The sequence below is a fragment of the Streptomyces sp. NPDC044571 genome, assembly GCF_040647115.1.
In the GTDB taxonomy this organism is placed as follows: Bacteria; Actinomycetota; Actinomycetes; order Streptomycetales; family Streptomycetaceae; genus Streptomyces.
This window is the reverse complement of sequence record NZ_JBEZBN010000012.1, coordinates 89,575-115,638: the sequence shown is the minus strand read 5'-3', so window position 1 is coordinate 115,638 and position 26,064 is coordinate 89,575. Positions and strand designations below refer to the sequence as shown.

At 71.9% G+C, this 26,064-nt stretch carries 19 protein-coding genes; 6 read left to right on the top strand and 13 right to left on the bottom strand.

Annotation, left to right across the window (positions count from 1 at the left end; all coding sequences use genetic code 11):
- Positions 1-200 precede the first annotated feature (200 nt).
- Positions 201-1,229, top strand: a complete 1,029-nt coding sequence (locus AB0B01_RS09295; protein ID WP_361714727.1) for a transaldolase family protein — start codon at positions 201-203, stop codon at positions 1,227-1,229.
- Here AB0B01_RS09295 and pabB read toward each other — a convergent pair.
- Together pabB and AB0B01_RS09285 are read right to left on the bottom strand one after the other, a co-directional pair.
- Complete coding sequence (pabB, locus tag AB0B01_RS09290) at positions 1,156-3,345, bottom strand: aminodeoxychorismate synthase component I (RefSeq protein WP_361714724.1); 2,190 nt, start codon at positions 3,343-3,345, stop codon at positions 1,156-1,158. The genes AB0B01_RS09295 and pabB overlap by 74 nt on opposite strands.
- A 24-nt stretch (positions 3,346-3,369) precedes the next feature.
- Complete coding sequence (locus AB0B01_RS09285; protein WP_361714721.1) at positions 3,370-4,128, bottom strand: class I SAM-dependent methyltransferase; 759 nt, start codon at positions 4,126-4,128, stop codon at positions 3,370-3,372.
- Between the two features lie 323 nt (positions 4,129-4,451).
- Between AB0B01_RS09285 and AB0B01_RS09280 the strand changes: the two genes are divergently transcribed.
- Positions 4,452-6,359 (top strand): helix-turn-helix domain-containing protein, encoded by a 1,908-nt coding sequence (locus AB0B01_RS09280; protein ID WP_361714718.1) that lies wholly within the window; start codon positions 4,452-4,454, stop codon positions 6,357-6,359.
- A 40-nt stretch (positions 6,360-6,399) separates the two neighbouring features.
- Here AB0B01_RS09280 and AB0B01_RS09275 read toward each other — a convergent pair whose 3' ends face one another.
- Entirely contained in the window at positions 6,400-7,557 is a 1,158-nt protein-coding gene (locus tag AB0B01_RS09275; RefSeq protein ID WP_361714715.1) for a transposase, read from the bottom strand.
- Between the two features lie 365 nt (positions 7,558-7,922).
- Here AB0B01_RS09275 and AB0B01_RS09270 point away from each other — a divergent pair, with 365 nt between their 5' ends.
- Together AB0B01_RS09270 and AB0B01_RS09265 are read left to right on the top strand one after the other, a co-directional pair.
- Complete coding sequence (locus AB0B01_RS09270; RefSeq protein ID WP_361714712.1) at positions 7,923-9,143, top strand: DUF1266 domain-containing protein; 1,221 nt, start codon at positions 7,923-7,925, stop codon at positions 9,141-9,143.
- Positions 9,144-9,217: 74 nt separating this feature from the next.
- A complete protein-coding gene (locus tag AB0B01_RS09265) occupies positions 9,218-9,634 on the top strand; it encodes a PPOX class F420-dependent oxidoreductase (RefSeq protein WP_361714709.1) in 417 nt (138 codons plus the stop codon).
- A gap of 12 nt (positions 9,635-9,646) precedes the next feature.
- On the opposite strand, the gene AB0B01_RS09260 is transcribed toward AB0B01_RS09265, so the two are convergent.
- From AB0B01_RS09260 to pdhA, 9 genes are all read right to left on the bottom strand, one after another.
- Positions 9,647-10,402 carry a hypothetical protein gene (locus AB0B01_RS09260; RefSeq protein ID WP_361714706.1) on the bottom strand — a complete coding sequence of 252 codons (756 nt, stop codon included), beginning with the start codon at positions 10,400-10,402 and terminating at the stop codon, positions 9,647-9,649.
- A gap of 8 nt (positions 10,403-10,410) precedes the next feature.
- The gene (locus AB0B01_RS09255) at positions 10,411-11,145 is read right to left on the bottom strand and encodes a hypothetical protein (protein WP_361714704.1); all 735 of its coding nucleotides are present in this window, start codon (positions 11,143-11,145) and stop codon (positions 10,411-10,413) included.
- Positions 11,138-15,772, bottom strand: coding sequence for a putative T7SS-secreted protein (locus AB0B01_RS09250; RefSeq protein ID WP_361714701.1), 4,635 nt, complete (start codon positions 15,770-15,772; stop codon positions 11,138-11,140). Before AB0B01_RS09250 ends, AB0B01_RS09255 begins: the two co-directional genes overlap by 8 nt.
- Positions 15,772-16,329 carry a hypothetical protein gene (locus tag AB0B01_RS09245; protein ID WP_361714698.1) on the bottom strand — a complete coding sequence of 186 codons (558 nt, stop codon included), beginning with the start codon at positions 16,327-16,329 and terminating at the stop codon, positions 15,772-15,774. The genes AB0B01_RS09250 and AB0B01_RS09245 overlap by 1 nt, the downstream gene beginning before the upstream one ends.
- Positions 16,329-16,724, bottom strand: coding sequence for an SseB family protein (locus tag AB0B01_RS09240; protein WP_361714695.1), 396 nt, complete (start codon positions 16,722-16,724; stop codon positions 16,329-16,331). Before AB0B01_RS09240 ends, AB0B01_RS09245 begins: the two co-directional genes overlap by 1 nt.
- A 49-nt stretch (positions 16,725-16,773) precedes the next feature.
- A complete protein-coding gene (locus tag AB0B01_RS09235; RefSeq protein WP_361714692.1) occupies positions 16,774-17,712 on the bottom strand; it encodes a GNAT family N-acetyltransferase in 939 nt (312 codons plus the stop codon).
- A 78-nt stretch (positions 17,713-17,790) separates the two neighbouring features.
- The gene (locus AB0B01_RS09230; protein WP_361714793.1) at positions 17,791-19,242 is read right to left on the bottom strand and encodes a dihydrolipoamide acetyltransferase family protein; all 1,452 of its coding nucleotides are present in this window, start codon (positions 19,240-19,242) and stop codon (positions 17,791-17,793) included.
- Positions 19,243-19,276: 34 nt separating this feature from the next.
- The gene (locus AB0B01_RS09225; protein WP_361714689.1) at positions 19,277-20,257 is read right to left on the bottom strand and encodes an alpha-ketoacid dehydrogenase subunit beta; all 981 of its coding nucleotides are present in this window, start codon (positions 20,255-20,257) and stop codon (positions 19,277-19,279) included.
- Positions 20,257-21,459, bottom strand: a complete 1,203-nt coding sequence (pdhA, locus tag AB0B01_RS09220; RefSeq protein ID WP_356845701.1) for a pyruvate dehydrogenase (acetyl-transferring) E1 component subunit alpha — start codon at positions 21,457-21,459, stop codon at positions 20,257-20,259. The genes AB0B01_RS09225 and pdhA overlap by 1 nt, the downstream gene beginning before the upstream one ends.
- A gap of 325 nt (positions 21,460-21,784) precedes the next feature.
- Between pdhA and AB0B01_RS09215 the strand changes: the two genes are divergently transcribed.
- Positions 21,785-22,447 (top strand): response regulator transcription factor, encoded by a 663-nt coding sequence (locus tag AB0B01_RS09215; RefSeq protein ID WP_361714686.1) that lies wholly within the window; start codon positions 21,785-21,787, stop codon positions 22,445-22,447.
- A 19-nt stretch (positions 22,448-22,466) separates the two neighbouring features.
- On the opposite strand, the gene AB0B01_RS09210 is transcribed toward AB0B01_RS09215, so the two are convergent.
- Positions 22,467-24,062 carry a protein kinase gene (locus AB0B01_RS09210; RefSeq protein WP_361714683.1) on the bottom strand — a complete coding sequence of 532 codons (1,596 nt, stop codon included), beginning with the start codon at positions 24,060-24,062 and terminating at the stop codon, positions 22,467-22,469.
- Positions 24,063-24,291: 229 nt separating this feature from the next.
- Between AB0B01_RS09210 and AB0B01_RS09205 the strand changes: the two genes are divergently transcribed.
- Complete coding sequence (locus tag AB0B01_RS09205; protein WP_361714680.1) at positions 24,292-25,932, top strand: protein kinase; 1,641 nt, start codon at positions 24,292-24,294, stop codon at positions 25,930-25,932.
- Positions 25,933-26,064 lie beyond the last annotated feature (132 nt).

Genomic DNA, 26,064 nt, shown 5'->3' with positions numbered 1-26,064 from the left:
GTGGGGGCGCGTTAGGTCAGGTCGTGAGCAGACCCGCGGAATTGACCTGACGCACTACCGCGACACGCGGGACGGACCGGCCGCCGAACCCTTTAGGGTCCGCACACGTGGTGAGGCACAGAGCACGCGGAACACCGGCACTTGACACACCATCACCGCACTATTTCAGGCGCATGCCGTGACGTTCTAAGGTCGGGATCGTGGTTAGTCAAGGAGCTGGAGCGCTGCTGAAGCAACTGGTGTCCGAGGGCGTCTCGCCGTGGCTGAGCGCGCACGACCCCGAGGCGTTCGACGCCGGAGTCCGGTATCCGACGCTGGGAGCCCACTTCCACAACGCCCTGGCGCCCGCGGGCAGCACCCTGGCGCAGCTGCGGCGGGCCTGCGATCTCCTGCTGCCCGTCTACGAGGTGAGCAAGGGCACCGTGGGCCACGTCTCCGTGGCCGTGTCGCCCCGGTGGGCCCACGACGCCAGGGCGCTCGCCACGGCGGCCCGCGCCGTGCACCGCTCGGTGGCGCGCGCCAATGCGCTCGTCCGCCTTCCCATGACCCCGGCGGGCCTGGAGGCGCTCGCCGACTGCCTCGCCGAGGGGATCGGGGTGCACGCCTCGATGGTGTTCTCCGGGGAGCGGTACGCCGAGGTTCTCGACGCGTACGTCGACGGGCTGGAGCGGTCCCTCGCCTCCGGCCGGCCGCTCGGCGAGGCCCCGATGGTGGCCTCGTTCGCGGTGGGCCTCTTCGACGCCGAGGTCGACGCCCGGCTGGACGAGCTGGGCGTGGACCCCGGCCACGAGGTCCGCGGGGCCGCGGGGCTGGCCGTGGCCCGCAGGATGTACCGGCTGCGCGAGGAGCGGCTCTCCGGGGACTGGTGGCGGGTGCTGCGGGCCAACGGCGCGCCGCAGCCGCGCCTGCTGTGGGGGACCGGGGCCGACGGCAGTGTGGGCACGCTCATCGGCTGGAACACGGCCCTGGCCCTGTCCGTGGACACCCTGGAGGAGGCCGCGCAGGACGCGGAGCTGTCCGGCGACACCCTGCTGAACGGGGACGGGGCCGCGACCTGCGCCCTGCAGGCACTGGAACGGCTCGGCGTCCCCGCGGAGCAGGTCGCCGCCGTGCTGGAGACGGCGGAACTCGCCCGTCTCCAGCACCGCTGGCTCCTCAGGAGGGGATCCGGTCTCGCTGCCTCTCCGGGAAGCGAGTACTGGTCAGCGCCAGCAGCGGAGCAGCCTTGACCGCGGTCTCCTCGTACTCCGCTGCCGGGTCGGACAGCGCCACCACGGCTCCGCCCACCCCGTACGAGAGCCGTCCGCCGGTGACGGTGGCGGTGCGGATCACGATGCTCAGATCGGCGGCGCCCGAGAGGGAGAAGTAGCCGATGGCTCCGGAGTACACCCCGCGCGGGCCTGCCTCCAGCCGGTCGATGATCGCCATCGTCCGGAGCTTGGGCGCGCCGGTCATCGAACCGCCGGGGAAGGCGGCGCGTACGCAGTCGACGGCGCTCGCCTCCGGCCGCAGCCGGGCCCGTACGGTGCTCACCAGCTGGTGGACGGTGGCGTAGGTCTCGACCCGGAAGAGCTCCTCGGCCTCGACCGAGCCCGGGACCGCGCACCGGCCGAGGTCGTTGCGGACCAGGTCGACGATCATGAGGTTCTCGGAACGGTCCTTCTCGTCGCTCAGCAGGTCCGCGACCAGGGCCGCGTCCTCGGCGGGCGTCGCGCCGCGGGGCCGGGTGCCCTTGATGGGCGAGGACTCGACCAGGCCGTCGGGGGAGACCCGCAGGAACCGCTCGGGCGAGGTGCTGAGCACCGACAGCTCGCCGAACTGGAGCAGCGCGGCGAACGGCGCCGGGCTGGTGCGGCGCAGGGTGCGGTACGCGGTCCAGGGGTCGAGGGAGGTCTCGGCCTCGGCCATGTTGGTGAGGCAGACCTCGTAGGTCTCGCCGGCGGAGATCTCCTCCAGGCAGGTGTCGATCAGGTCCAGGTAGGCGCCGCGGTCGTGGCGCAGGGTGATCTCCCCGGCGGCGGCGGGCGGCCGGGGGGCCGGCAGGCGCAGGCCGGCGAGCCGTGCGAGCCGTTCCGCCGTGCCGATCAGCCAGGCCTCGGCGGCGGCTTCGGACGCATGCGGCGCGCCGTGCCCTTCGCCGACCCCTTCGGTGTCCTCTTCGGTGCCCTCTTCGACGAGGGCGAGCAGGTGGGTGGTGCCGGTGGCGTGGTCGAGGACCAGGGCCCGGTCGGCGAAGACCATGGTGGCGTCGGCGACCGGGGAGCGGTGCACGAGGTCCCCGCCGCACTCGGCCTTGAGCTCGTAGCCGAGGTAGCCGACCCAGCCGAGGGTGAAGTCGAAGGGCAGCTCGGACGGCGCGGGGAGCTCCGTGTGCAGGGAGCGCAGATCGCGGTCGATCCACTCCAGGAAGGCGCCGGCGACGAGCTCGCTCTCGCCTGCCGCGGAGGTGACGGTGACGACCCCGCTCCAGACGTCGGCCGTGGCGACGCGGGCCAGCGGTCCGGTGGCGTCGCCCATGACGGAGAACCGGCCGCGGTCACCGCCGGGCAGGCTGCTGTCCAGCCAGTAGGCGTGGTCGTTGCCGCGGAACAGCTGGTCGAAGACGGCCTCGGCGTCCCAGCGGGTGGGCAGCCGGCGGGTGATCAGGCGCAGTCGGCGGGCGACGGCGGGCGCGGCCTCGGGGGCCGGGGCGGCGGCAGGGGCCGGAGCCGGAGCCGCTGAAGGGGCCGGGGCCGGGGCGGTGAGGCGGACGGTCCGGTGCTCCGCCTGGTGGGAGCGGGTCAGTTCGGCGAAGTTGGCGAGCAGCTCGGTTCCGTACTGACTGCAAATCGACTCGGGGTGGAACTGCACCCCCCACAAGGGTCTCTTCCGGTGGCGCAGCCCCATCAGGATGCCGTCCGGCGTCCAGGCGGTGGGCTCCAGCTCGTCGGGCAGGTCCGTCACCGCGAGGGAGTGGTAGCGCACCACCTCCATCGGGGACGGCAGTCCGGCGAACAGGCCGGTGCCCTCGTGCAGCACGGGCGAGGTGCGGCCGTGCCGGGGCTCGGGGGCCCGGTCGACGGTGGCGCCGTGCAGGTGGCCGATGCCCTGGTGGCCGAGGCAGATGCCCAGGAGCGGCACGGGCGAGTGCTCGACGATCCCGGCGCAGATGCCGAAGTCGGCGGCCCGGCGCGGCGTTCCGGGGCCGGGCGAGACGACCACGTTGTCGAACGCGGCAAGTCGTTCGATCTTCCAATGCGGGTCGTCATTTCGGACGACTTCCGGCTCCCGACCATTGACCTCGGTCAGATAGTGGAAGAGGTTATAGGTAAAAGAGTCGTAGTTGTCGACCAGAAGCGTACGCACGATGAAATCTCCCCCCGGAGCGGCTCAGGCCAAGTTTGCGGCAGTTGGCTTGATTTCGATCAGCATGTGCTCAACCATGTCCTCTCCGTACTCGCCCTCGCGGACCCGGCAGCTGGCGACCGTCTCCAGTTCGCGCCGGCAGGCATCGGCGATCTCGTGCAGCGCGGCCAGGTCGCCGCGGTCGCTGAAGTGCAGCAGGACGCGGCCGCCCGGGGCGGTCCAGTGCACCGACTGCTCCAGGTAGCGGCGGTGCGTCTGGTAGCCGGTGTCCACGTAGGCCCGCTCGTGCACCGACTTGTACTCGTAGCTCTCCGGCCCCATCACGTAGTTGGAGCTCCAGAAGACGACATCGAACCGCTCCTCCTCGCGCAGACCGGAGAACAGGTCGCTGTGCACGGCCTGCAGACGGTCCGCCACCCCGTGGCGCTCGGCGTTGACGGAGGCGTTCTCCACGGCGGAGGGGCTGATGTCGGCCGCGACCACCCGGTCATATCCGGCCAGTGCCGCCGTCACGGCTATCACGCCGGTCCCGCAGCCTATCTCCAGGAACGATCCCGAACGCGGCGCGGTCTGCGGGAGGTTGAGGCCCAGCAGCTCCAGCGCCACCCCCGTGGAAGGGGAGTAGACGGGGGCGAAGACCTCGTCGAACAGGTCCCACTCACGGTCGCCGAGGGTGAACACCCGGGGGCGGTCCTCGCGGGTCAGGGACAGCCGGCTGCGCAGCAGCGACCGCTCGTAGCTCTGGAGCTGAGACAGCTGATCCAGCTGATCCAGCTGAGACATGCGAACTCCTCGTGAAACCTCGGGCTGTGGACGGCGCGGTGGTGGTGCCGGCGGTGGCGCCGGCACCGGAACGCTCGGCGCTCAGCCTGCCCTTGAGTGGTCCTCGACCAGAAGGTGTCCAGGTGACAGGATCACTCATGGAGAGTGGTGACCCGATCACCCTCCGCGTCGCTGACCTGTGATCACTTGTCCGGCGTTTCTTGACCGATTCTTGCCCCAAGGGATACTTTCAGGCGGGCCAGGGATTGCTTGCATCTGAGTTGGTGCAATCGTGATCGGCTTTATGGGGGTCGGGGGAAGTCGTGGTTGACCACGCTTACGAAATGCTGGAACTGCTGAACAGAGAGGCGCCTGCGGCTGCCTTCGACGAGGTGGTCCGCAAAGCGCGTGAATCCGGCCTGTCCGGGGATGCACTTGCACAGCTCAGCAGGGCCAGGGACCAGAGCCTCGGCATTCGCGCCCTCTTCGTGCGGCGCCAGCAGCGCGAGGCCGGCCTCGCCGCGCTCGTCGACACCGCGCGGGACCTGACCCTCCCGTACGACCTCGACGAACTCCTCAAGGTGATCACCCGGCGCGCCCGGCTGCTGCTGGGGCTCGACATGGCCTGGGTGAGCTTCGACGACCGCGAGGCACAGGTGTCCCGGGTGCGTTCGGCGGACGGCCACGCCTCCGCGCTGACCATCGGCTTCGCCATCCCGCTGACCGGCGGGGGCGTGGGCAAGCGGGCCTCGGACGGCTCGGCCCCGTTCTGGTCGGCCGACTACATGAACGACAAGACCTTCCAGCACAGCCCGGTGATCGACGAGGTGGTGCAGGCCGAGGGGCTGCACGCCGTGATGGCCGTGCCGCTGCGGCACGCGGGGACCGCCCTGGGCGCGCTGTACGTCGCCGACCGGCACATCCGGCACTTCACCCCCGACGAGGTGTCGCTGATGAGTTCGCTCGGTGACCTTGCAACCGTTGCAATCGAAAAGGCCCGGCTGCTGGAGCAGACCCGGTACGAGGTCGAGGAGCTGGAGCAGGACACCTCCCGCGCCCTCGACTCCTCCACCACCGCCCGCCAGCTCCGCGAGACGCACGGCCGTCTCCTCGACCTGGTGCTCCAGGGCGTCGGCCTCGGCAGCCTGGCCGCCGAGGCGGTCAAGGGCCTCGACGGCACCCTGCTGGTACGGGACGCCGCCGGCCGCGATCTCGCCTGCCCGGGCGGGGAACCCCCGCAGCTCAACGAGGCGGAGATCCGCACCGTGCTGCTGGACGCGCACACCGACCGGCAGCCTCGCAGCACGAGCGACGGCACCTGGGTCGCCTCGGTCGCGGCGGGCGACGACATGCTGGGCACCCTCATCCTGGTCTGCGACGAGCCCGTCACCGACCGGCAGATCCAACTCCTCGCGCTCACCGCCCAGGTGACCGCCGTGGTGCTGCTCATGGAGCAGGGCATGGCCGCCGCCGAGGGTCACATGCGCGACGAGTTCTTCCACGACCTGCTCCGGGGCACCTCACTGTCCCCCGTGCAGATCGCCGAGCAGAGCCGCCGGCTCGCGCTCAACCTGGACGAGCCCCACGTCATCGTGATCGCCCGCCCCGAGGGCGGGGTCCAGGGCCGCGTGCTCGCCTGGGCGGCCTCGTACGCCAACCGCCACCACGGCCTCAAGAGCGTGGACGGCGACGTGGTGGTGCTGCTCCTGCCCGGCACCGAGGCGGGCGCCATCGCCCGTACGGCGTCCAAGGAGCTCTCCGAGGTGCTCGGCAAGCCGGTGACGGCCGGCTCGGCCGGACCGGTCGACGATCCGGTGGCGATCGTCCGCATGTACCAGGAGGCCCGCCGCTGCCTGGACGCGGTGGCGGCGCTCACCGGCACCGGCAGCACCGCTTCGCCGGAGGAGCTCGGCTTCCTCGGCGTGCTGCTCTCGGAGAAGCCGGACATCGCCGGGTTCATCAACGACACCATCGGCCCCGTGCTGGACTACGACGACCAGCAGTACACGGAGCTGATCCGCACGATGGAGGCGTACTTCGCCTCGGCCAACAGCCCCTCACGGGCCGCCGAGTCGCTGCACGTCCACCCCAACACGGTCTCCCGCAGGCTGGAGCGGATCACCGAGATCCTCGGCGAGGACTGGCAGAAGCCCACCCAGGCCCTCCAGGTCCAGCTCGCCCTCCAGCTCCAGCGCACCCGCCGGGCCCTGAACCAGGGCCGCCGCGGTCCGTCCCGCCAGACCATCGGCTGATCCCCCGGAAGCCGGCGGCGCGGTCGGGCACGGCATGCGGTCAGGCACTCTCCTGGGCGCGCTGCGTCAGCATCCGTACGGCATGGGCGGCGGATGCCAGGGTGGTGTGGCGGTGCCAGCCACCGAAGGACCGGCCGCCGAAGTCGGTGAGCCCCACCTTCCGGGAGATGTTCGCGAAGTCGGCCTCGACGTTCTGGGACCGCTTCGCCAGCCGCAGCAGGGCTCCAGGCGGCGCCTGCGTCATATCGCTGATCCAGCACTGCTCGGGCCAGCCGCGCGGGTCGTTCCACTCGCCGAACAGCAGCAGCGGACGCGGGGAGTGCGGCAGTTCCACCCGTACGCCGACCACCAGGGTGGTGCGCGGACGCATGGTCACCGGATCCATCCAGGTCACCGGGCGGCGCAGTGTCCGGGCCATCAACAGCAGCTGGTGCGCGGCGAGTTCGCGGTTGCCACTGGACGGCAGCACCGGATCGGCGCACTTGACCCGCAGGGAGCCGCGGGCCGCGGCCACGAAGTGCATGCCGGACGGCCCGAAGCGCCGGGCCACCGCGCCCGGGTCGACGTCGGGCAGGTCCAGCACCACGGGCCGGTGGATGCGGCCCACCCAGTCCCGCAGTTCCTCGACCGCTCCGGCGGCGCATTCGAGCGGGGTGGTCGCCAGCTCCGATTCGTGGACGTTGGGGGACAGCGGGCCCACGCTGTCCCGCCACTTCTGGGTGAGCGCGAGACGCCAGTTCACCGGGCAGCTCTGCTCCTCGCCGACCGACCACACCCCGAAGGCGATCTGGCTGTTGACCATCTGCCCCCGCTCCGGCACGAACCGTCGGGCCACCCCGACGGACTCGGTACCGGCCTTGGAGATGACCACCGGCTGGACGACCCAGGCCCGGGGGCGCAGCGCCCGCTCCAGGTAGCGTGCGAGGGCGGCCCGTACGGGACCCCAGTCCCAGGTGGAGGACACCACGAAGTGGTGCAGGCTCTGCTCGGCCGCCCGGTCCCCGACGTGCGCCGCGATGTTCCTTATGGACTTGCGGCCCTCGGCCTTGAGCAGACCGCGCAGGTACACCTCTCCCTTGCGGCGCTGATCGCTGCGCGGCAGCGAGGCGAACAGCTCGGCGCAGAGCTCGTCCACGATCAGGTCCGGTACGAACCGGCTGCTCAGGGTCTCCAAGCGTTCGAGACTCGGTGCGCTCATGATGGATCCATCCCTTCCCCCGGTGTTCTCTCCAGCCCCTCAACCCTGCGTTCGGGCAGGGCGGGAGAACCAGGTGGAGCCGTCACACACATTCGCCCGCCCGTGCACCGCGGGTCATCAGCCCCCGACGGGCCCCGGGGAGCGGTTGATCATTTGACGAAGTGCGCTACAGGGCCTTGGCCTGGTCGGGGACCGGTCGCAGACTCGTCGAGGGCCGCTGGAGCCCGGTCGGCCCAGCCGCCCCACGCGCCCCAGCCCGGCCGCGCCCCCGCCGGATGGTGGTCAGCCCACCGTCACCTCGGCCGCCGATGGTGACCCGCCCACCACCGACGGGCTGACCAGGGGCCCCGGTTAGGGTTCCCCCCATGGGGACGTGGAAGGCGCCGAGCGCCATTGAGCGAGAGCTGTACGAAGCCAAGACCAGGAACGACTGGCCCGCCTACTTCGACACCCTCGCCCGCTCCTGGCTCTTCACCCCGCAGTCCCGCGCGTACCAGGACTCCCACCCCAACCTCGTGCGGCTCCAACCCGTCCACTTCCCGCAGATCCGCGGCACCGCCCATGTCGTCCACACCGCCGGCATGCTCCCCGTGCCCACTGCCGACCCGGTCTTCGAGAAGGTGAGCCTCGACTGGATGGCCGAGCGGTTCGGCTCCGGCAGCCCCGCCTACCTGGCCGTCAATCCCGGCACCCCCTGCGAGGCCTTCCTGCCGGCCTCGCCCGCCGACCGGGCCGTGTGGAAGTACCACTGGGACCGCAACACCGAGTACGGCCTGCCGCAGAACACGGTGCACGCCCTGCACGTCGGCGGCCCGCTGCACGGACCCGTCGCCTTCGGACTCGCCTGCGGCGCACACCTGGCCGTGCGCAACGGGGTCTTCTGGAACGCCCTCGCCTACCACGGCGAGGGGTACACGGCCCAACGCGAGAGCCTCCGCGACTCCTGGGGCGTCACCACCCGCGAGGAGTGGCTGCGCAGCACCGAGCGGCTGCTGGCCGCGGACATGGTGAGCGCGGTGTGGGAGTTCACGCTCAGGATCCGCTCGGCCCTCGCCAAGGAGTTCGCGGGACCGGTGGACATCGAGCACTGGCGCCACACCACCGAGGCCACCCTGCGGGCCAATGCCGAACGGGCCGCGGAGCCCCGCATCACCCCCGAGGGCGTCACCGTCGCCCGGCCCCGGTCCACCGCCGAGATCGAAGGGGAGATCGCCGGGGTGCAGCGGGTCATCGGCCGCATCACCCGCTACGAGCAGCGCTTCCGCGCCGACGGGATCCTCGGCGAGGACCGGTTCGTCCGGTCCGTGGAGGCCTGGGACTACGGACGGGCCTCGCAGATGGCCCGCTGGGGCCTCGGCGCGCGCTTCGGCACCATCGAGGAGGCCGAGGACGCCGTCATACGCGCCGGCCGCGTCTGCCGGCTCTCGTACCGGTCCTGGGAGGACCTCTCGGCGGGTTTCATCCTGGGCCGCTGCCTCCAGTTCGACGAGGAGGAGTACGGGCACTGGTACACGGACATGGCCGCCACCCATCGGGCCCTGATGTCCGACCCGGGCAGTCCCTGGCTCAACCTGCCCTGGAACTGAGCGACTTGCCCTAATCCGCGCGGCCGCGGAGGAACCGGCCCGAGGGATCGCAGGCCCCAACTATCCTCGCGGCCATGACGATTGCGTTGAACGACACGGTACGCAGGCTGCTCGACGCCCCGCACCCGGCGGTCCTCTCCACGCTCAACCCCGACGGCAGCCCGCAGAGTTCGGTGGTCTGGGTGTCCCGGGACGGCGGCGACCTGCTGGTCTCCACGGAACAGGGGCGCCGCAAGGAGCGCAACATCGTGCGGGACGGGCGGGTCGGGCTGACCGTCTTCGACACCGCCGATCCCTACGTGTACGTGGAGATCCGCGGCACCGCCACCGTCACCGAGGACACGGACCGCGCGGTCGCCGTCCGCATCGCGGAGGAGTACCTGGGTCCGGGCGGCGGCAAGGAGTACGCGGAGGCTCCGGCCGAGAACCTGAGGGTCGTCGTCCGCATCACCCCGACCAAGGTCCTCGGCAACGCCGCGAAGGCGGGCTGACGGCTTCCGGGGCTACGGCAGGGCGGGACCGACCGCCAGCCAGGCGTCGACGTCCGCCCGCAGCGGGTCGTCGGCCGCCAGGTGGGGGCGGACCAGCGTCATCCAGGGCAGCAGCCCCTTGATCCGCCTCAGCCGCCAGGCCCCTCCCCGGGGGAGCACCCGCCAGTCCCGGGCCTGCGCCCGCGCCTGCTCGGGGGTCAGGCCCAGCAGGGCCAGCAGCTCGCGGCACAGCTCGGCCGGGTCACCGCCGCGGCCGGGCCCGAACTGCCGGATCATGTAGCCCCGTACGGAGGCCAGTCCGGCCGCGCGTGCCAGCGCGTCCGGATACTCCACCCGGCCGATCGCGGCCAGGGCCACCCTCCCCCAGCGCAGTCGCACCGCTTCGGGCAGGTCCTCGTCGTGCATCCCGTTCACGGCGAGGGCCCGCAGCGGCTCCGGATGCGGCTCCTCGCACAGCGGCGGATCGTCGGCCAGCCAGGCTTCCAGGTCCGCCAGGGCATGCCCGGCGGGCGGTACGCAGGTGAGCACCTGCCCGTCCGCCAGCAGGGCGACCATGGGGCCGGTGAGGTGGACCCGCGCCGCGTGCGGGGGGTCGACCTGCTCGCGGGGGCCGCCCCACGCCTCGATACTTGTCAGGCGCAGGCGCATGCCGCCCGCGGCATAGACCTGTCCGGGGCGGGCGACCCCGCCGATGACGCGGACGATGCACACCCCGCCCGAGACGTCCGCCTCCTCGACCTCGTACACCTGCAACTCGGCGATGGCCACCCCGCCCCCTAGGCGTCGGACGCCGTGAGGCGCTCCAGCAGGGGCGCGGCCCAAGCCGGGAGGGCCGCCGCGTCCGGCCGGCGCGGGCGGGGGTCGGCCGTGATGCCGATGCCGCCCGCCGGGTCCCCGTAGACGTGGCGCCCCGACCAGTCCAGCCAGTGGCGGACGAAGAGGTTCGCGCTCCACACCAGGGCGAGGGCGCCGCGCTGCGCCGGGGCCTCGTACCAGTAGCTGGTGAGCACCACGGCGCGGGAGACCGCCTCGTCCGTGTCCGCCGGGCGGGAATCGGCGGTGAGGCCGGCCGCCAGGACCGAGGCCGCGAAGCGGTTGTCCGCCAGCAGACCGCCGCTGTCCCGGACGACCGCGTCCAGGAGCTCGGCGGGGAGGTCCAGGGCGGCCTCCTCCAGCTCCGCCAGCAGGGCGGGCAGGGCCGGATCGGCGGCCGTCTCCAGGCCGGGCACCACCCGCAGGGCGGCCGGCAGCCGGTCGTCCGCCGTCCGGGCGGCCAGGACGTGCAGGTAGGCCAGCGCGCGCAGGGTCTGCCACCGGCAGAGCGTGTCCAGCAGCGCGATCCGCGACGCGCGGAAGGCCAGCCGCGCCGGCCAGTGCGCGGCCCGGACCGCGTCCCCGAGCGCCCGCAGCTCCGCGGGCACGGGGGCGGGGAAGACCAGGCGCTGGCCGGGGTCGTAACCCGGCTTCGTACGGTAGCCCGGCCACACCGTTCCAGGGTCCTCGCTACTCATTCAACTCTTCCGGTTTCGGGGTTCGCCACTTCGCCGCATCCTTGCCGTCCCTCGGAGTGATGTAGTTGGAGAGGTCCGACTCGTCGATGTGGTAGGCGTGGATCATATGGTCCTGGCGGATGATCGCCACCGGCCGCGACGGGTCGAGGCTGCGGTCGATGATGATCCGCGCCCCCGACTGTGCGTCGACGTAGTTGGCCGGCCCCTGCAGATGGCTCCTCAGGTACTTGTCCAGTTTGGCCTCGTCGCCGCCGATGCCCTCCAGGTAGTGGTTCGACTTGCCGCTCTCCGCCTCGTTGAGCTGGTGGTCCACGCCCTGCGCCGCCCGGGTGCTGTCCGAGTACGGCGCCAGCCCGAAGGGGTCGCACCACTGGTGCGGGTTGGCGACGTACGCCGACGGGTTGGGCGAGGGTTCGAGGCCCATCGGGTCCGGGCTCAGATAGCGCGCGGTCTCGGGGTCGTAGGTGCGGAAGTAGTTGTGGTGCAGCCCCGATTCGGGGTCGAAGTACTGGCCGGGGAACCGCAGCGGGGTGTAGGCGGTGGCGTCCCGGTGCCAAGCGGTGGCCCCCCACAGGGTGGACCGGCTGCGCCAGGCCACTGCGCCCCGCTCGTCGACGAGCTCGGTGGGCGCCCCGACCAGGTCGGTGACGATGGCGTAGAAGCGTTCGTCGACCACCTCCTGGTCGGCCGTCAGGATCCGCTCGGTCTGCGCGAGGGGCTGGAGGCCCTGGAGGTCCCAGGTGACGGCGATCCCGTGGTCGGCGTCCGCCGAGGTCGTGGTCTGCTCGCACAGCACGTTCCCGTCCCAGGTGAAGACCGTCCGCTCGGCCACCTGCGCTCCGTCGGCCGTCAGCCGCTCCTTGGCCGTGCGCCGGCCCAGTGCGTCGTACGCGTACCGCCAGCGCGTCCCGTCCGGGGTGGTGACGGCCGTGACGCGGTCCTCGGCGTCCCACTCGTAGCGCCAGGTGTCGGGCCCCCGCGAGAGGCGGGTCTTCTGCCGCAGCACGACCCGCCCGAGGGCGTCGTGCTCGTGGCGGACGCGGCCCGCGGTGAGCAGCCGGGTGCCCTCGTAGACGCGGGTTCCGGTGGCCTCCTGGCCGCCGGGGTGGGACGCCGGCCAGGACGCCGAGGTCTGGTTGCCCGCCTCGTCGTAGGCGTAGCGCTCGGTCCAGTCCTCGGCGTGCACCGCCGTCACCCGGCCGCGCTGGTCGAGGTCGAAGGTGCGCGGCCCGGCCAGCAGGTCGTCGATGCCGGTCAGAGCCCCGTCGGCCCGGTAGGTGTATCCGCGGCGCTGCAGGACGCGCCGGTCGTGTCCGGTCACCTGCCGGCCGGTCAGCCGGCCGGCCCCGTCCCACCGGCTGTCGAGGGTGACCACGTCCCCGTAGGCGCGGGTGAGCTCCCGGCCCGCCGCGTCCCGGGTGAAGGCGATGCGGCGGCCGGACGTGGTCAGGGCGTCCCCGCGGCCGGCGGCGTCGTACGACCACTCGGCGGTGGCTCCCGACGGTGTGGTCCGGCGGATGCGGCGCCCCGCGCCGTCGTACGCGTACGCGAGCGTGCGGCCGTCCACCGTCTCCTGGAGCAACCGGCCGGCGCGGTCCCGCAGCCGCGTCAGCGTGCAGCCCGCGCGCTCCGCGGAGGCGAGCTGGTCGAAGACGTCGTACTCGTACGTCGTCACCTCGCCCGCGGCGTCCTTGCGCAGGACCTGGCCCAGGGCGTTGCGCTCGTAGGCGGTCCGCTGCCCGAGGGCGTCGGTACGGGCGGCCAGCCGGCCCGCCGGGTCGTAGGCGTAGCGGAGGCTGCGGCCGTCGAAGTCCTTCTCCTCGATCAGCCGGCCCGCCGGATCGTGGACGTACTCCCAGGTCAGGCCCTGCGGGTTGCGCACCGCGGTCAACTGCAGCCCGGCGTCGTACGTGTACTCGTGGCGGGAGCCGTCCGCGTCGGTGCGCGCGGCGACGAGGTCGAAGTGGGTGTACTCGAAGCGCACCACCGCGCCGGCCGCGTCCTCGACGGTCAGGCAGTTTCCCTCGCCGTCGTAGGTCCAGGAGCGCCGGCCGCCGTCCGGGGTGCTCCGGTGCAGCGGTTTGCCCTCGACCGACCACTGCGTGCGGGTCACCGCGCCGAGCGGGTCGGTGACGGCCGTGGGACGCCCGAAACCGTCGCGCTCGTACGTCGTGACGGCGCCGAGCCGGTCGGTGACGGCGAGCGGCAGTCCGGCCGGGTCCGTGGCGATCCGGGTCACCGCGCCGAGCGGGTCGGTGATGGTGGTGAGGTGGCCGCGCTCGTCGTAGGTGAAGCGGGTGACGGTGCGGTCGGGCCGGGTGACCGAGGTGCGGTTGCCGCGCTCGTCGAACGTCTGCCGCACGACCGTGCCGTCCGGGGCGACCACCTTCACCGGGCGGCCGAGCTCGTTGTACTCCGCCCGCGCCTCGCGGCCGTCGGGGCGGACCACCGACACCAGCCGGCCCGCCTCGTCGTAGCTGCTGCGGGTGGTGTGGCCGAGCGGGTCGGTGCGCGCGGTCCGCCGGCCCCGGCGGTCGTACTGGTAGCGGGTGACCGCGCCGAGCGGATCGGTCTCGGCGACGACCCGGTACCGGTCGTCCACCAGGTAGCGGTGGGTGTGGCCGGCGGCGGTGGTCATACGGGTCACCCGGTGGCCGGTCTGCGGGTCCACCTCGTCGTAGCCGAAGGTGAGGGCGATGTGGCCCGCCTCGCCGGCCTCGGCGATGCAGCGGTCGAGGTCGTCGTAGGCGTACTCGTACCGGCGGTCGTTGGTGTCGGTCCAGGAGGTGATGCGGGCGCGGTCGTCGTAGGTGAAGCGCAGCGGCAGGCCGGAGGAATTGGTGACCTCGGTCAGGTTCCCGCCGGTGTAGCCGTACGCGAGGATGCGCGGGCCGCCGTCGAGGTGCAGGCCGGTGATGCGGCCGCCGGCGGTGTCGAAGCGCAGGCGGTGACCGCCGGAGTGGGTGATGCCCAGCGGGGTGCCCTGCGCGTCGTACTCGAATTCGACCCGGTTGCCGTTGCGGTCCGCCAGCTGGGCGATCGGCGCGAGGCCGTCCTCCGCGCCGTCGGCCGGAGGGGCGAACCTGCGGACGTGCCCGGTCTCCGGGTCCGTCAGGGTCCAGTCGCCGTCCGGGGCGCGCTCCAGCGGCCACTGCGGGCCCGTCGCCGCGGTCGGGAGGACCGGCACGCCCGGCGCCGGATGCGGGTAGCCGACGACGAGGCCGTCCTCCGTGACCAGGACGACCCCCTCGGCATCGACCTCCAGGTGCTGGTCGACGGTGGACGCCCAGGTAGGGCCGAACCAGCGGCCCACCGTGTAGCCGGACTCCGCGCGGCGCGTGAAGGCCAGCGGGAGCACGCCGGGCAGGACCACGTCCGTCTGCGGCAGGTACATCCGCCCGGTGGCGAGGTCGACGGGGTCCGTCCCCTCGCTGGGCTTGTCCGGGTCCGGCCGCTCGCCGTGGTGCGGGCCGTGCTCGTCCAGCCCCCTGCGCCCCGGACCCTTGACGTCGTCCAGGTCGTCCAGGTGCTTGGCGGCCGAGCCGACCTTCTTCAACGAGCCCAGGCCCTTGGACCCGATCAGCTCCGGCAGCATCTTGCCGACGCCCTCGGAGGGGTCCTTCATGAACTCGTCGAGCATCTGCTTGCCCGCGCCCCACGGGTCGTTGGCCATCGTGACCAGGCCGGCGGCCGTGGAGTTGAGGTTCGTCAGGTACTCGGCGGGGTGGGTCAGGTTGTACGGGTCGGTGGGGTTGAGCGCGCGGGCGAAGTTGACCAGGCCGGCCGTGCCCTTGACGACACCGCCCGCCAGGTGCGTCCGGGCGAGGTCCAGGTAGTCCAGGCCGTCCCCGAGCTGTTCCGCGTACGAGGGCTTGGGCGGGGCCTTGTCGCGGGCCGCGCGGACCGCCGCGGCGGCGGTCTCGGCCACCTCGTTGCGCTGCGTGCGGGCGTTGTCGAGCTTGTCCTGGGCCGCCTTGGCCATGGACGTGCCGGGATCGTGGAACTCGCCGGGCTTCGGAGGAAGCGTGTCCTTCTTCGCCTTCACCGCGTCTTCGTAGGCCTCGGCCTGCTTGGTGTGGGCGTCGCGGGCGTCCTGGGAGGCCTTCTTCGCCTTGTTGTAGTCCTCCAGGGCCTCCTTCGCCTTGCCCTGCGCCCACTCCACCGTGTCGGCGAACCGGTTCATCGCGTCGGCGGCCTTCCCGAAGGCCTCCGCCGCCTTGAACCAGCGCGGCGGCTCCTTCGCGGCCGCCTCGCGGAACGCGTCCGCCGACTTGCCCTTCAACCCGTCCGGTTCCGCGAGGGACTTGAGGCCGTTGCCGACCAGCGTGAACGACACCTCGAAGTCGCTCAGGTGCGACACCTGGGCGCGGATCTTGGAGACGCTGCCGTAGACCAGCTTCTTCGGATCCTCGGTCTGGCCGAGCTCCAGCTCGGAGACGTCGGCGCCGAGCTGGTTCGCGGCCGAGCGGGACTTGTCGCGGATCCAGTCGCCCGCTTCGTCCAGCCCGACCTCCTCGGCGAGGTCGGCGGCCTTGTCCCCGCCCCACTCGACGAAGTCGCCGACCTTCTCCGCGCCGTCCTCGACGACGTCCTCGACCGAGTCCGGTACGAAATCCCGCCAGCCCATCAGCCGCTCCCCCCGTCAGCCTGGTCCAGCAGGTCCTTCAACGAGCCGATCTTCCCCGTCGAGGTCACCGTGTCCTTCGTGTCCGACCAGGTCTGCTTGATGTCCTGCGCGCTCTTCTCGAAGGACTCGGCGCTGTAGTCCGGCTTGTAGACGTCGGCGCTGAAGATGTCGCCCCAGGACTTCTTCTCGATCTCGTCCTCGCCGGCGTGCGGGTTTCCGTACGCCGCGTTCACCGCGACCTTGAAGGCGCCCTGGACGTACTGGTCCTCCTCCCACATGGTTCCGGCGGCGATGCCGAGGTTGCCCGCAAGGGTGGAGGCGTTCTGGATGAGGCTGCGCACGCCCCACTCCCAGCGCTCGCAGAAGTCCTCGAAGTCCTTCGACAACGCGCCGTGCCCGGTCTCCATCGCCGTCATCGACAGGTTCTCGAATCCCGCCCCCTGCGAGGCCCCGGCCGCGTCCCCCGACTCCCGCAGCTCCGAAATCGCCGCCCGCAGACCCTTCTGGATCGCGGCCACCGCCTGTGGGGAGACCTCCAGGTCCCCGTCGCCCGCCATCAGGCGGCATCCGTACGGTCGACCGCACACGCGTCGGGGACGATGCCGACGACCGGTGGGAAAAGCATCGAGCCGTCCTCGTCGGCCACGTCGACGGCGACGCCCGCCGGGCCGTCCACCATCGGAACGACCGCGTCGACGAGGCGGGCGCCGAGGATGGACAGGTACTCCCACTCCTGGTGGGCGGCCCCGCGCGCCTCGGCGAACCGGGCGAGGGCCTGCTCGTCCGTGAACGCGTACAGCCAGCGGATGCCGCCCTCGACGGCCGACATCAGGCCGCCCTCGGCCCCGTCCGCCAGCGGAGCGAGCAGCAGCGCCCGCCGGAACTCCCCCACCAGGCGCGCCGGATTTCCCCTGCCATCCCGGTATGCGGCGATTTCTTCCGCCAGTTGCATGGTCTGCATCCCCTTTCGGCGTGCTCCCGCTCCCAAGGGGAAACGGTACTCAGGCCCCCGGCGGTTCCTCCAGAACGAGCCGGATCTCCGTGACCTCGTAGCCGGCGCGGTCGAAGGCCGCGGCCATCGGGGTGTTGACGGTGTCCGTGGTCGCCGTGATCCGCTGCGCGCCCTGCCCCGCGTGGAAGCGGGTGATCTCGGCCAGGATCTCGTCGATCAGGCCCTGGCCGCGCTGCTCCGGTACGACGCCCAGGTAGCCGACATTGCGGTGGTAGGGGGTCGCGGACGGAAGGGCCATGCCCGCGAGGGTGCCGTCCGGGAGCTCCGCCAGCCGCCACCAGGAGCGTTCGCCGGGGCAGTCCCGGTAGAAGGCGAAGTCGTCGCGGGCCAGTTGCTCGGCGTCCATCGCGCGGAGCTCGTTCTGCGTGGCCACGTCCAGGCTGCCGTGCGCCAGGCGGACGAAGGCGTCGAGGAACTCCTCGTCCGTGCCCTCCCGGAAGACCAACCGCCCGGTGGGGTCGGCGGTCCCGGCGGACGGGGCCCACTCGTAGCGCAACCGCTCGATCTCACGGGTCAGGCCCGTCCGGTACGCCGCTTCCCGCCGCCAGTCCACGGCGGCGACCAGATCGGGGCCGGTGCGCCAACCGCCGGGCAGGGAGATGTTGTAGAGCGGCCGGTTCCCGAAGGCCGCGTGTCCGGCGGCCAGCAGTCCGGCGGCGACGGCGGCCGGGTCGGGCACGTGGGCCCGTACCTGGAGGCAGTCGAGCGCGAGGGGCCGCTCGCTGTCCGCGCGCCCCCACCACAGGGCCCGGGCCAGCACCTCGCCCTCCTCGTCCTCGGCGAACCAGATCCATTCGGGCCGGAACCGGTGCGCGGAGAGCTCCTCCCGGATCCGATCGGCGCAGAGGGCGGCGACGGGTCCGTCGGCCGGGTAGGCGGCGGCGCGGTCGAGGTCGGCGGCGTCTGCCGTGGCAGCACGGAATCTCATCCGGACATGATCACCGACCGGTCGCCGACATGCCGGTGGCCGGCCTCCCCACAGGGAAGGCCGGCCACCGGGCTGCCGTCACGACCAGGTGATCAGGCGGCGGGGGTGCTCCAGGACCGCCGCGATGTCGGCCAGGAAGCGGGAGCCGAGCTCGCCGTCGATGAGGCGGTGGTCGAAGGACAGCGCCAGGGTGGTGACCTGGCGCGGCTTCACCTTGCCCTTGTGGACCCACGGCTGGAGCTTGATCGCGCCGACCGCGAGGATCGCGGACTCGCCGGGGTTCAGGATGGGCGTACCGGTGTCGACGCCGAAGACGCCGACGTTGGTGATGGTGATGGTGCCGTTCTGCATGTCGGCCGGGGAGGTCTTGCCGTCGCGTGCCGTGGCGACCAGGTCGGACAGGGCCTCGGAGAGCTCCGGCAGCGTCTTGGCGTGGGCGTCCTTGATGTTCGGGACGATCAGGCCGCGCGGAGTGGCCGCCGCGATGCCCAGGTTGACGTAGTGCTTGAGCACGATCTCCTGGGCCGCCTCGTCCCAGGACGCGTTGACGTCGGGGTTGCGGCGGATGGCGACCAGGACCGCCTTGGCGATGAGCAGCAGCGGGTTGATCCGCAGCCCCGCCAGGTCCGGGTCGGCCTTGAGCTCCTGCACCAGCTTCATGGTGCGCGTCACGTCGAGGGTGATGAACTCGGTGACGTGCGGTGCGGTGAAGGCGGAGCCGACCATGGCCTGCGCGGTGACCTTGCGGACGCCCTTGACCGGGATACGGGTCTCCCGCGCGCCCGGGACCACGGCGGACGGGGCCTGCGGGGCCTGGACCGCCTGCGGCGCCCGGGCGGCCGGAGCCGCCGCGGCGGCCGCGGGCCCGGCCTGCGGAGCGAGCGCGGCCGCCGCAGCGGCGTGCACGTCCTCCCGGGTCACGACCCCGCCGTCCCCGGTGGGCACCACGGAGGTCAGGTCGATGCCGAGGTCCTTGGCCAGCTTGCGCACCGGCGGCTTCGCCAGCGGCCGCTCGGCCCCGGCCACCGCGTGCCCGTTGCCGTTCAGCCCCGCGGCCGGAGCCGGCGTGGGCTGGGCGGGGACCGCCGGGGCCGGGGCGGTGCCGTTCCGGGCGGGGGCGCCCGGCACGGCCTTGCGCGGGCGGCGCTTGGTGGAGGCCTGGGAGACCCCGTAGCCCACCAGCACGGGCTGGCGCGCCTCGGCGGCCGGCTCGGCGGTCTCGACCGCGGCCGGCGCCTGGGCGGCGGCCGGGGCGGCCGCCGCCCAGGCGCCGGCAGCCTCCGTACCGGCGGCGCCGGCAGCGGCACCGCCTTCGGTCTGCACCGAGATGATGACCTGGCCGACGTCGACGGTGGTGCCCTCCTCGAAGAGGAGCGCGTGCACGGTGCCGTCGAACGGGATCGGCAGCTCCACGGCCGCCTTCGCCGTCTCGACCTCGCAGACGACCTGCCCGTCGGTGACCGTGTCACCCGGCTGGACGTACCACTTGAGGATCTCGGCCTCGGTGAGGCCCTCGCCCACGTCGGGCATCTTGAATTCGCGGATCGTCACGGGAACGCTCTCCTCAGTACGCAAGCGAGCGGTCGACGGCGTCGAGCACCCTGTCCAGGCCCGGCAGGTACTCGTCCTCCAGGCGGGCCGGCGGGTACGGGGCGTGGAAGCCTCCGACACGCAGCACCGGCGCCTCCAGGTGGTAGAAGCACCGCTCCGTGATGCGGGCGGCGATCTCCGAGCCCACGCCCAGGAACACCGGCGCCTCGTGGACGACGACGAGCCGGCGGGTCTTCTCCACCGACGCCTGCAGCCCGTCGAAGTCGATCGGGGACATCGAGCGCAGGTCCACGACCTCCACCGACTTGCCCTCCTCGGCCGCCGCGGCCGCAGCCTCCAGGCAGACCTTCACCATCGGGCCGTACGCCGCCAGGGTCAGGTCCGTGCCCTCCCGCGCCACCCGCGACGCGTGCAGGGCGTCCGGGATCGCGTCGGTGTCGACCTCGCCCTTGTCCCAGTAGCGCCGCTTCGGCTCGAAGAAGATCACCGGGTCGTCGCTGAGGATCGCCTGCTGGAGCATCCAGTACGCGTCCGAGGCGTTCGACGGGGAGACCACCTTCAGGCCCGCGACGTGCGCGAACAGGGCCTCCGGGGACTCCGAGTGGTGCTCGACCGCGCCGATGCCGCCCGCGTACGGGATGCGCACGACGACCGGCAGCTTGATCTTGCCCAGGGCCCGCGCGTGCATCTTCGCGAGCTGCGTGACGATCTGGTCGTAGGCGGGGAAGACGAACCCGTCGAACTGGATCTCCACGACCGGCCGGTACCCGCGCAGGGCCAGGCCGATCGCCGTGCCGACGATGCCGGACTCCGCGAGCGGGGTGTCGATGACCCGCTCCTCGCCGAAGTCCTTCTGCAGGCCGTCGGTGATCCGGAAGACACCGCCCAGCTTGCCGACGTCCTCACCCATGATCAGGACCTTGGGGTCCGTCTCCAGGGCCTTGCGCAGCGACTCGTTGAGCGCCTTGGCGATCGACATCTTTTCGACAGCCATCAGTGACCCTCCTCGAAGGACGCGAGGTAGGCGGCGAACTGGGCGCGCTCCTCGTCGACGAGCGCGTGCCCGTCCGCGTAGACGTTCTCGAAGATCGCCATGGTGTCGGGATCCGGCATGGCGCGCACGACCTCGCGCACCCGCTTGCCCAGGGCCTCGCTCTCCGCCTCCAGCTCCGCGAAGAACGCCTCGTCGGCGCCGCCGCTCGCCAGCAGGTGGGTCTTCAGGCGCAGGATCGGGTCCTTCGCCTCCCAGGCCTGCGTCTCCTCGTCCCGCCGGTACTTCGTCGGGTCGTCGGAGGTGGTGTGGGCGCCCATGCGGTAGGTGAACGCCTCGACCAGGGTCGGGCCCTCGCCGCGGCGCGCCCGCTCCAGCGCCCAGCGGGTGACCGCGAGGCAGGCCAGCACGTCGTTGCCGTCGACGCGGACGCCCGGGAAGCCGAAGCCCTGGGCACGCTGGTAGAGCGGCACGCGCATCTGGCGCTCGGTCGGCTCGGAGATCGCCCACTGGTTGTTCTGGCAGAAGAACACCACGGGGGAGTTGTAGACGGCCGAGAAGGTGAACGCCTCGGCCACGTCGCCCTGGCTGGACGCGCCGTCGCCGAAGTAGGCGATGACCGCGGAGTCCGCGCCGTCCTTGGCCACACCCATCGCGTAACCGGTCGCGTGCAGCGTCTGCGAGCCGATGACGATCGTGTACAGGTGGAAGTTGTTGGTGTTCGGGTCCCAGCCGCCGTGGTTCACGCCGCGGAACATGCCGAGCAGGTTCGTCGGGTCGACGCCGCGGCACCAGGCCACACCGTGCTCGCGGTAGGTCGGGAAGACGTAGTCGTCGTCGCGCAGGGCCCGGCCGGAGCCGATCTGAGCGGCCTCCTGCCCGAGCAGCGAGGCCCACAGGCCCAGCTCGCCCTGGCGCTGGAGGGCGGTCGCCTCGCCGTCGAAACGGCGGGTCAGGACCATGTCGCGGTAGAGCCCGCGCAGGTCCTCGGTGGTGATGTCCTCGACGAAGGACAGGAACTCTGCGTTCTCAGGATGATCAGCGGCGCTGAGCCGTTCGCCTTCGGGCGTCAGCAGCTGTACGAGCTGGGGCTCGGTGTTCTGCGCGGTGGCAGCGGCGGTCTTGCGGGCGCTCGCCGCGCCTGCCGCCCGCTTGGTGCCGCTGCTGCGTCGCGGCTTGCGCGCGGCAGTGCTCTCCACGGTCACGTGTGCTCCTCCGTCGGTCCGGCTCCCGGGTTCTCCGGGGTCCAGTGCGGCTCACCTGATCCGTACCCGCACACGGGGTGGGTGCGCGTCGCAGTACGGGATCCAGGCGTGACAGGTGCCCCGGCAAGTGCCCTGCGCAATGCACGTTACCCAGTGCGCCGCATAACTGCGAAACCCCACTTGACCTGCGTTTTTGCTTGGATTTCCAAGTAAATCCGCCGGGCTGGGAACAAGCACTGGTCACAGCCTTGCAGGGGGCCGGAACAACGGCACGTTATCCCGGGTAACCGCGGCAGGGAAGGGGTGAATGTGTGAAACTGAGTTCGTGCGCGAAGACGGAAAAATCAAGGTATTCCTCCTGGACGACCATGAAGTGGTACGACGCGGCGTCTATGAGCTCTTGTCGGTCGAAGAGGACATCGAGATCGTCGGCGAGGCCGGTACGGCGACGGAAGCCTTGGTCCGCATTCCCGCCGCCCGCCCCGACGTGGCCGTCCTCGACGTACGGCTTCCCGACGGCAGTGGCGTGGAGGTCTGCCGCGAGGTCCGCTCGCAGGACGACTCCGTCAAATGCCTGATGCTGACCTCGTTCTCCGACGACGAGGCCCTCTTCGACGCGATCATGGCCGGCGCCTCGGGGTACGTGCTCAAGGCGATCCGCGGCAACGAGCTGCTCAGCGCCGTACGGGACGTCGCGGCCGGCAAGTCCCTGCTGGACCCGGTCGCCACCGCGCGGGTGCTGGAGCGGCTGCGCGACGGCAGCGGCGGCAGGGGCGACGACCGGCTCTCCCATCTCACCGAGCAGGAGCGCAGGATCCTCGACCTGATCGGCGAAGGCCTGACGAACCGGGTCATCGGCGAGCGGCTGCACCTGGCCGAGAAGACCATCAAGAACTACGTCTCCAGCCTGCTGTCCAAGCTGGGCATGGAGCGCCGCTCGCAGGCAGCCGCCTACGTGGCCCGCCTCCAGGCGGAGCGGCGCGCCTGACCCCGGGCGCGCCCGGGGGTCATTCCGTGTCCCCCTGGCCCTGGTTGGGCGGGTCCACCGGGGCCGAGTGGCTCTTGGTGGGCGACGGCGCCGACTTGGTCGGCGCCGGGCTCGACTTCGACGCCGACGGCGAGGGGCTGTTCGACAGCGAGGGCGAGGGGCTCGGGCTCGGCGAGTACCGGCTGTAGGACGGCGACGGCGAGTAGTCCTCGGAGGAGCGCGGGGAGCTCGACTTCTCGTGCGACGGCGTGTTCTGCGGACTCTCCGGGGCGCTGCCCTGCACGCTGGAGGAACTCTGGACGGCCGGCGGGTTGTTGTCGTTATTCCCCTTGTGGCCCACCGAGTTGACGGCGTACGCCACGCCGGCCGCGACGGCCAAGACCGCGAGGACGGCGAACAGCCACAGCTTCCAGCGGCTGCCGCCGCGGTCCTCGTACCCGTCGTAGCCGTCATAGCCGCCCTGGCCCCCGCCTTGGGCGAGGCCGCGGGTGTCGTACTGGCCGCCGCCGGGGAAGGCCGAGCCGTCGTCCGGGTTCAGCGGCGGCACCATCGGCTGCTGGAACTGCGAGGTCGACGCGTGCGCCGCGTACTGCTGTCGGCCGCCGCCCGGGCCCGCCGGCATGGCCGTGGTGGGTGCGCCGCCGCGGCCGTGCGGCAGGGCCATGGTGACCGGGCCGGTGTTCCAGGTGCCGCTGTTGGCCCCCTGGTCGTGCAGCATCTGGAGCGCGTACTGGACCAGCCCGCGCATCTCCTCGGCGCTCTGGAACCGGTCGTCCGGGTCCTTGGCCAGGGAGCGCATGACGAGTCCGTCGAGCTCCTGCGGGATGTGGTGGCCCTCCGGCAGCTGCGAGGGCGGGACCGGCGCGTCCTGCACGTGCTGGTAGACCACCGACAGCGGGGTCTCTCCCGTGAAGGGGGGCCGCAGCGCCAGCAGTTCGTACAGCAGGCAGCCGGTCGCGTACAGGTCGGAGCGGTGGTCGACGGCCTTGCCGAGCGCCTGCTCGGGCGAGAGGTACTGCGGGGTGCCCATGACCATGCCGGTCTGGGTCATCGTCGACTGCGCGCCGTGCAGGGCGCGCGCGATGCCGAAGTCCATCACCTTCACCGCGCCGGTGTCGGTGATGATGACGTTGGCGGGCTTGATGTCACGGTGCACGATGCCGTGCTGGTGGGAGTACGCGAGCGCTTCGAGCACGCCCGAGACGATGATCAGCGCCTGCTCGGGGCCCGGGGCCTCGGCGCTGACCAGCAGGTCGCGGATGGTGCGGCCCTCGACCAGCTCCATGACGATGTACGGGACCGTGCTGGGGCCGACCTTGTCCTCGCCCGAGTCGTACACGGCGACGACGGCGTGGTGGTTGAGCCCGGCGACCGACTGGGCCTCACGCGTGAAGCGGGCCTTGGAGACCGGGTCCTCGGCGAGGTCGGCGCGCAGCAGCTTCACCGCGACGGTCCGGCCCAGGCGGACGTCCTCGGCGGCGAACACCTCGGCCATGCCGCCGCGGCCCAGCCGGTGGGTGAGCCGGTAGCGGCCGTCGCCCACCAGGCCGCCGGCTCCCCAATGCTCAGGACCCTCGGCCGTCCCGGCGCCGTTTCCCTCGGGTTCGGGTGCCATCAGTCCTCGCCGTCGTCTCTCTCGGCCGCCGCTCAGCGGTAGGTCCTTTTCGTGTGCTCCGATGCACGCTACAGCCTCGGAACAGGTCGCCGTTCGGACATTGGCATGCGGTGGCCGTGTGGTCACGAAGCGGGCACCCGGCTTGACGTGTGCTTGCCCTCCGGCAGACTGGGCGCGACATGCGCTCAGCCAGACGCGTAGGGACACATCCCGAGGGGAAGCAACAGTCATGAGCCAGGACGGCACTCAGGGCCAGTACGCGGGCGGCTCTCTGGCCGGTGGCCGTTACCAGCTAAGGGACTTGCTCGGCGCCGGCGGTATGGCGTCGGTCTACTTGGCGTACGACTCGGCGCTCGACCGCCAGGTCGCCATCAAGACCCTGCACAGCGAACTCGGGCGGGAACAGTCCTTCCGTGAGCGGTTCCGTCGTGAGGCGCAGGCTGTTGCGAAACTGTCGCACACGAACATCGTCTCGGTATTCGACACGGGTGAGGGCCAGGTCACCTTCGCGTCCGGGGCGGGAGACGCCGCGGTGATGCCGTACATCGTGATGGAGTACGTGGAGGGGCAGCCGCTCGGCTCCGTCCTGGAGGCCGACATCCGCCAGTACGGGGCGATGCCGGCCGACAAGGCGCTGAGGGTCACGGCCGACGTGCTCGCGGCGCTGGAGACCAGCCACGAGATGGGGCTCGTCCACCGCGACATCAAGCCCGGCAACGTGATGGTGACCAAGCGCGGCGTGGTCAAGGTGATGGACTTCGGCATCGCCCGGGCGATGCAGTCCGGGGTCACCTCCATGACCCAGACCGGCATGGTGGTCGGCACCCCGCAGTACCTCTCGCCCGAACAGGCGCTCGGTCGCGGCGTCGACGCCCGCTCCGACCTGTACTCGGTCGGCATCATGCTCTTCCAACTGTTGACCGGGCGGATCCCCTTCGACGCCGACTCGCCGCTGGCGATCGCGTACGCGCACGTCCAGGAGGAGCCGGTCGCGCCGTCCTCCATCAACCGCTCGCTCACCCCGGCGATGGACGCGCTCGTGGCCCGGGCCCTGAAGAAGAACCCGAACGAGCGCTTCCCCACCGCGGCGGCCATGCACGACGAGGTCACGCGGGTGCTGTCGGCCGGTCAGGCCGGCGCCCCGGCCATCGTGCCGGGCGCACACACGGGCGGCAGCGGCGCGGGCGTGGGCTCGGCCGTGTTCCCGCCGCTGGACTCGGGATTCCAGCCCTCGCCCCACCAGTCGGTGCAGCAGCCGTACGCGCCGACCCCGACGCCGTCCCCGTACGCGCCCACGCCGCCGCCGCAGACGCATGGTCAGGGCGGCTACGCCTACCCGCAGCAGGTGCAGCAGCAGTACGCGCCGCAGACCCCGCCGCCGTTCACCATCTCCCCGGCGGCGAACGCGGCTCCTGCGGCTGCGGGGGGCGGCAAGCGGAACACGCCGGTCGTCGTGGGCGCGGTCGCGGTGGCCGTGCTGGCGGTGGGCGGGCTGATCGCGGCCGTGGCGATGAACGGCGACGACGACAAGGGCCGTACCGCGGGTCCCTCCACGTCGAGCTCCGCCTCGGCCAAGAGCGGCTTCAAGGGCCCGGACATCTCGCGCACGATCGACTCGGCCAAGTGCAAGGACCCGTCCAAGCACTACAGCGACGCCACGAAGTACACGGCGCCGGACCTGCGCTACAAGAACCTGCTGTCGGTGAAGGAGTGCATCCAGGCCTCCGGCGGCAAGTACAAGATCGTCGAGAAGGACGAGGCCGTGTACGGCAAGGACACCGTCCTCGACCAGAACCCGCGCCCCGGAGACAAGATCGACAAGGAAGGCACGGAGTACACGCTGACCGTGTCGACCGGCAATCCGGAGTAACGCGCGCCCCCGCACCACGACACACCGGCATCCCGGGCAGCCCTGATGGGCCGCCCGGGATGCCGCTTTTGCCCCACCATGTGAACCTGAGCGAAACATCTCGGTCTCCCTCTGATTCCGTCCCGGGGGGAC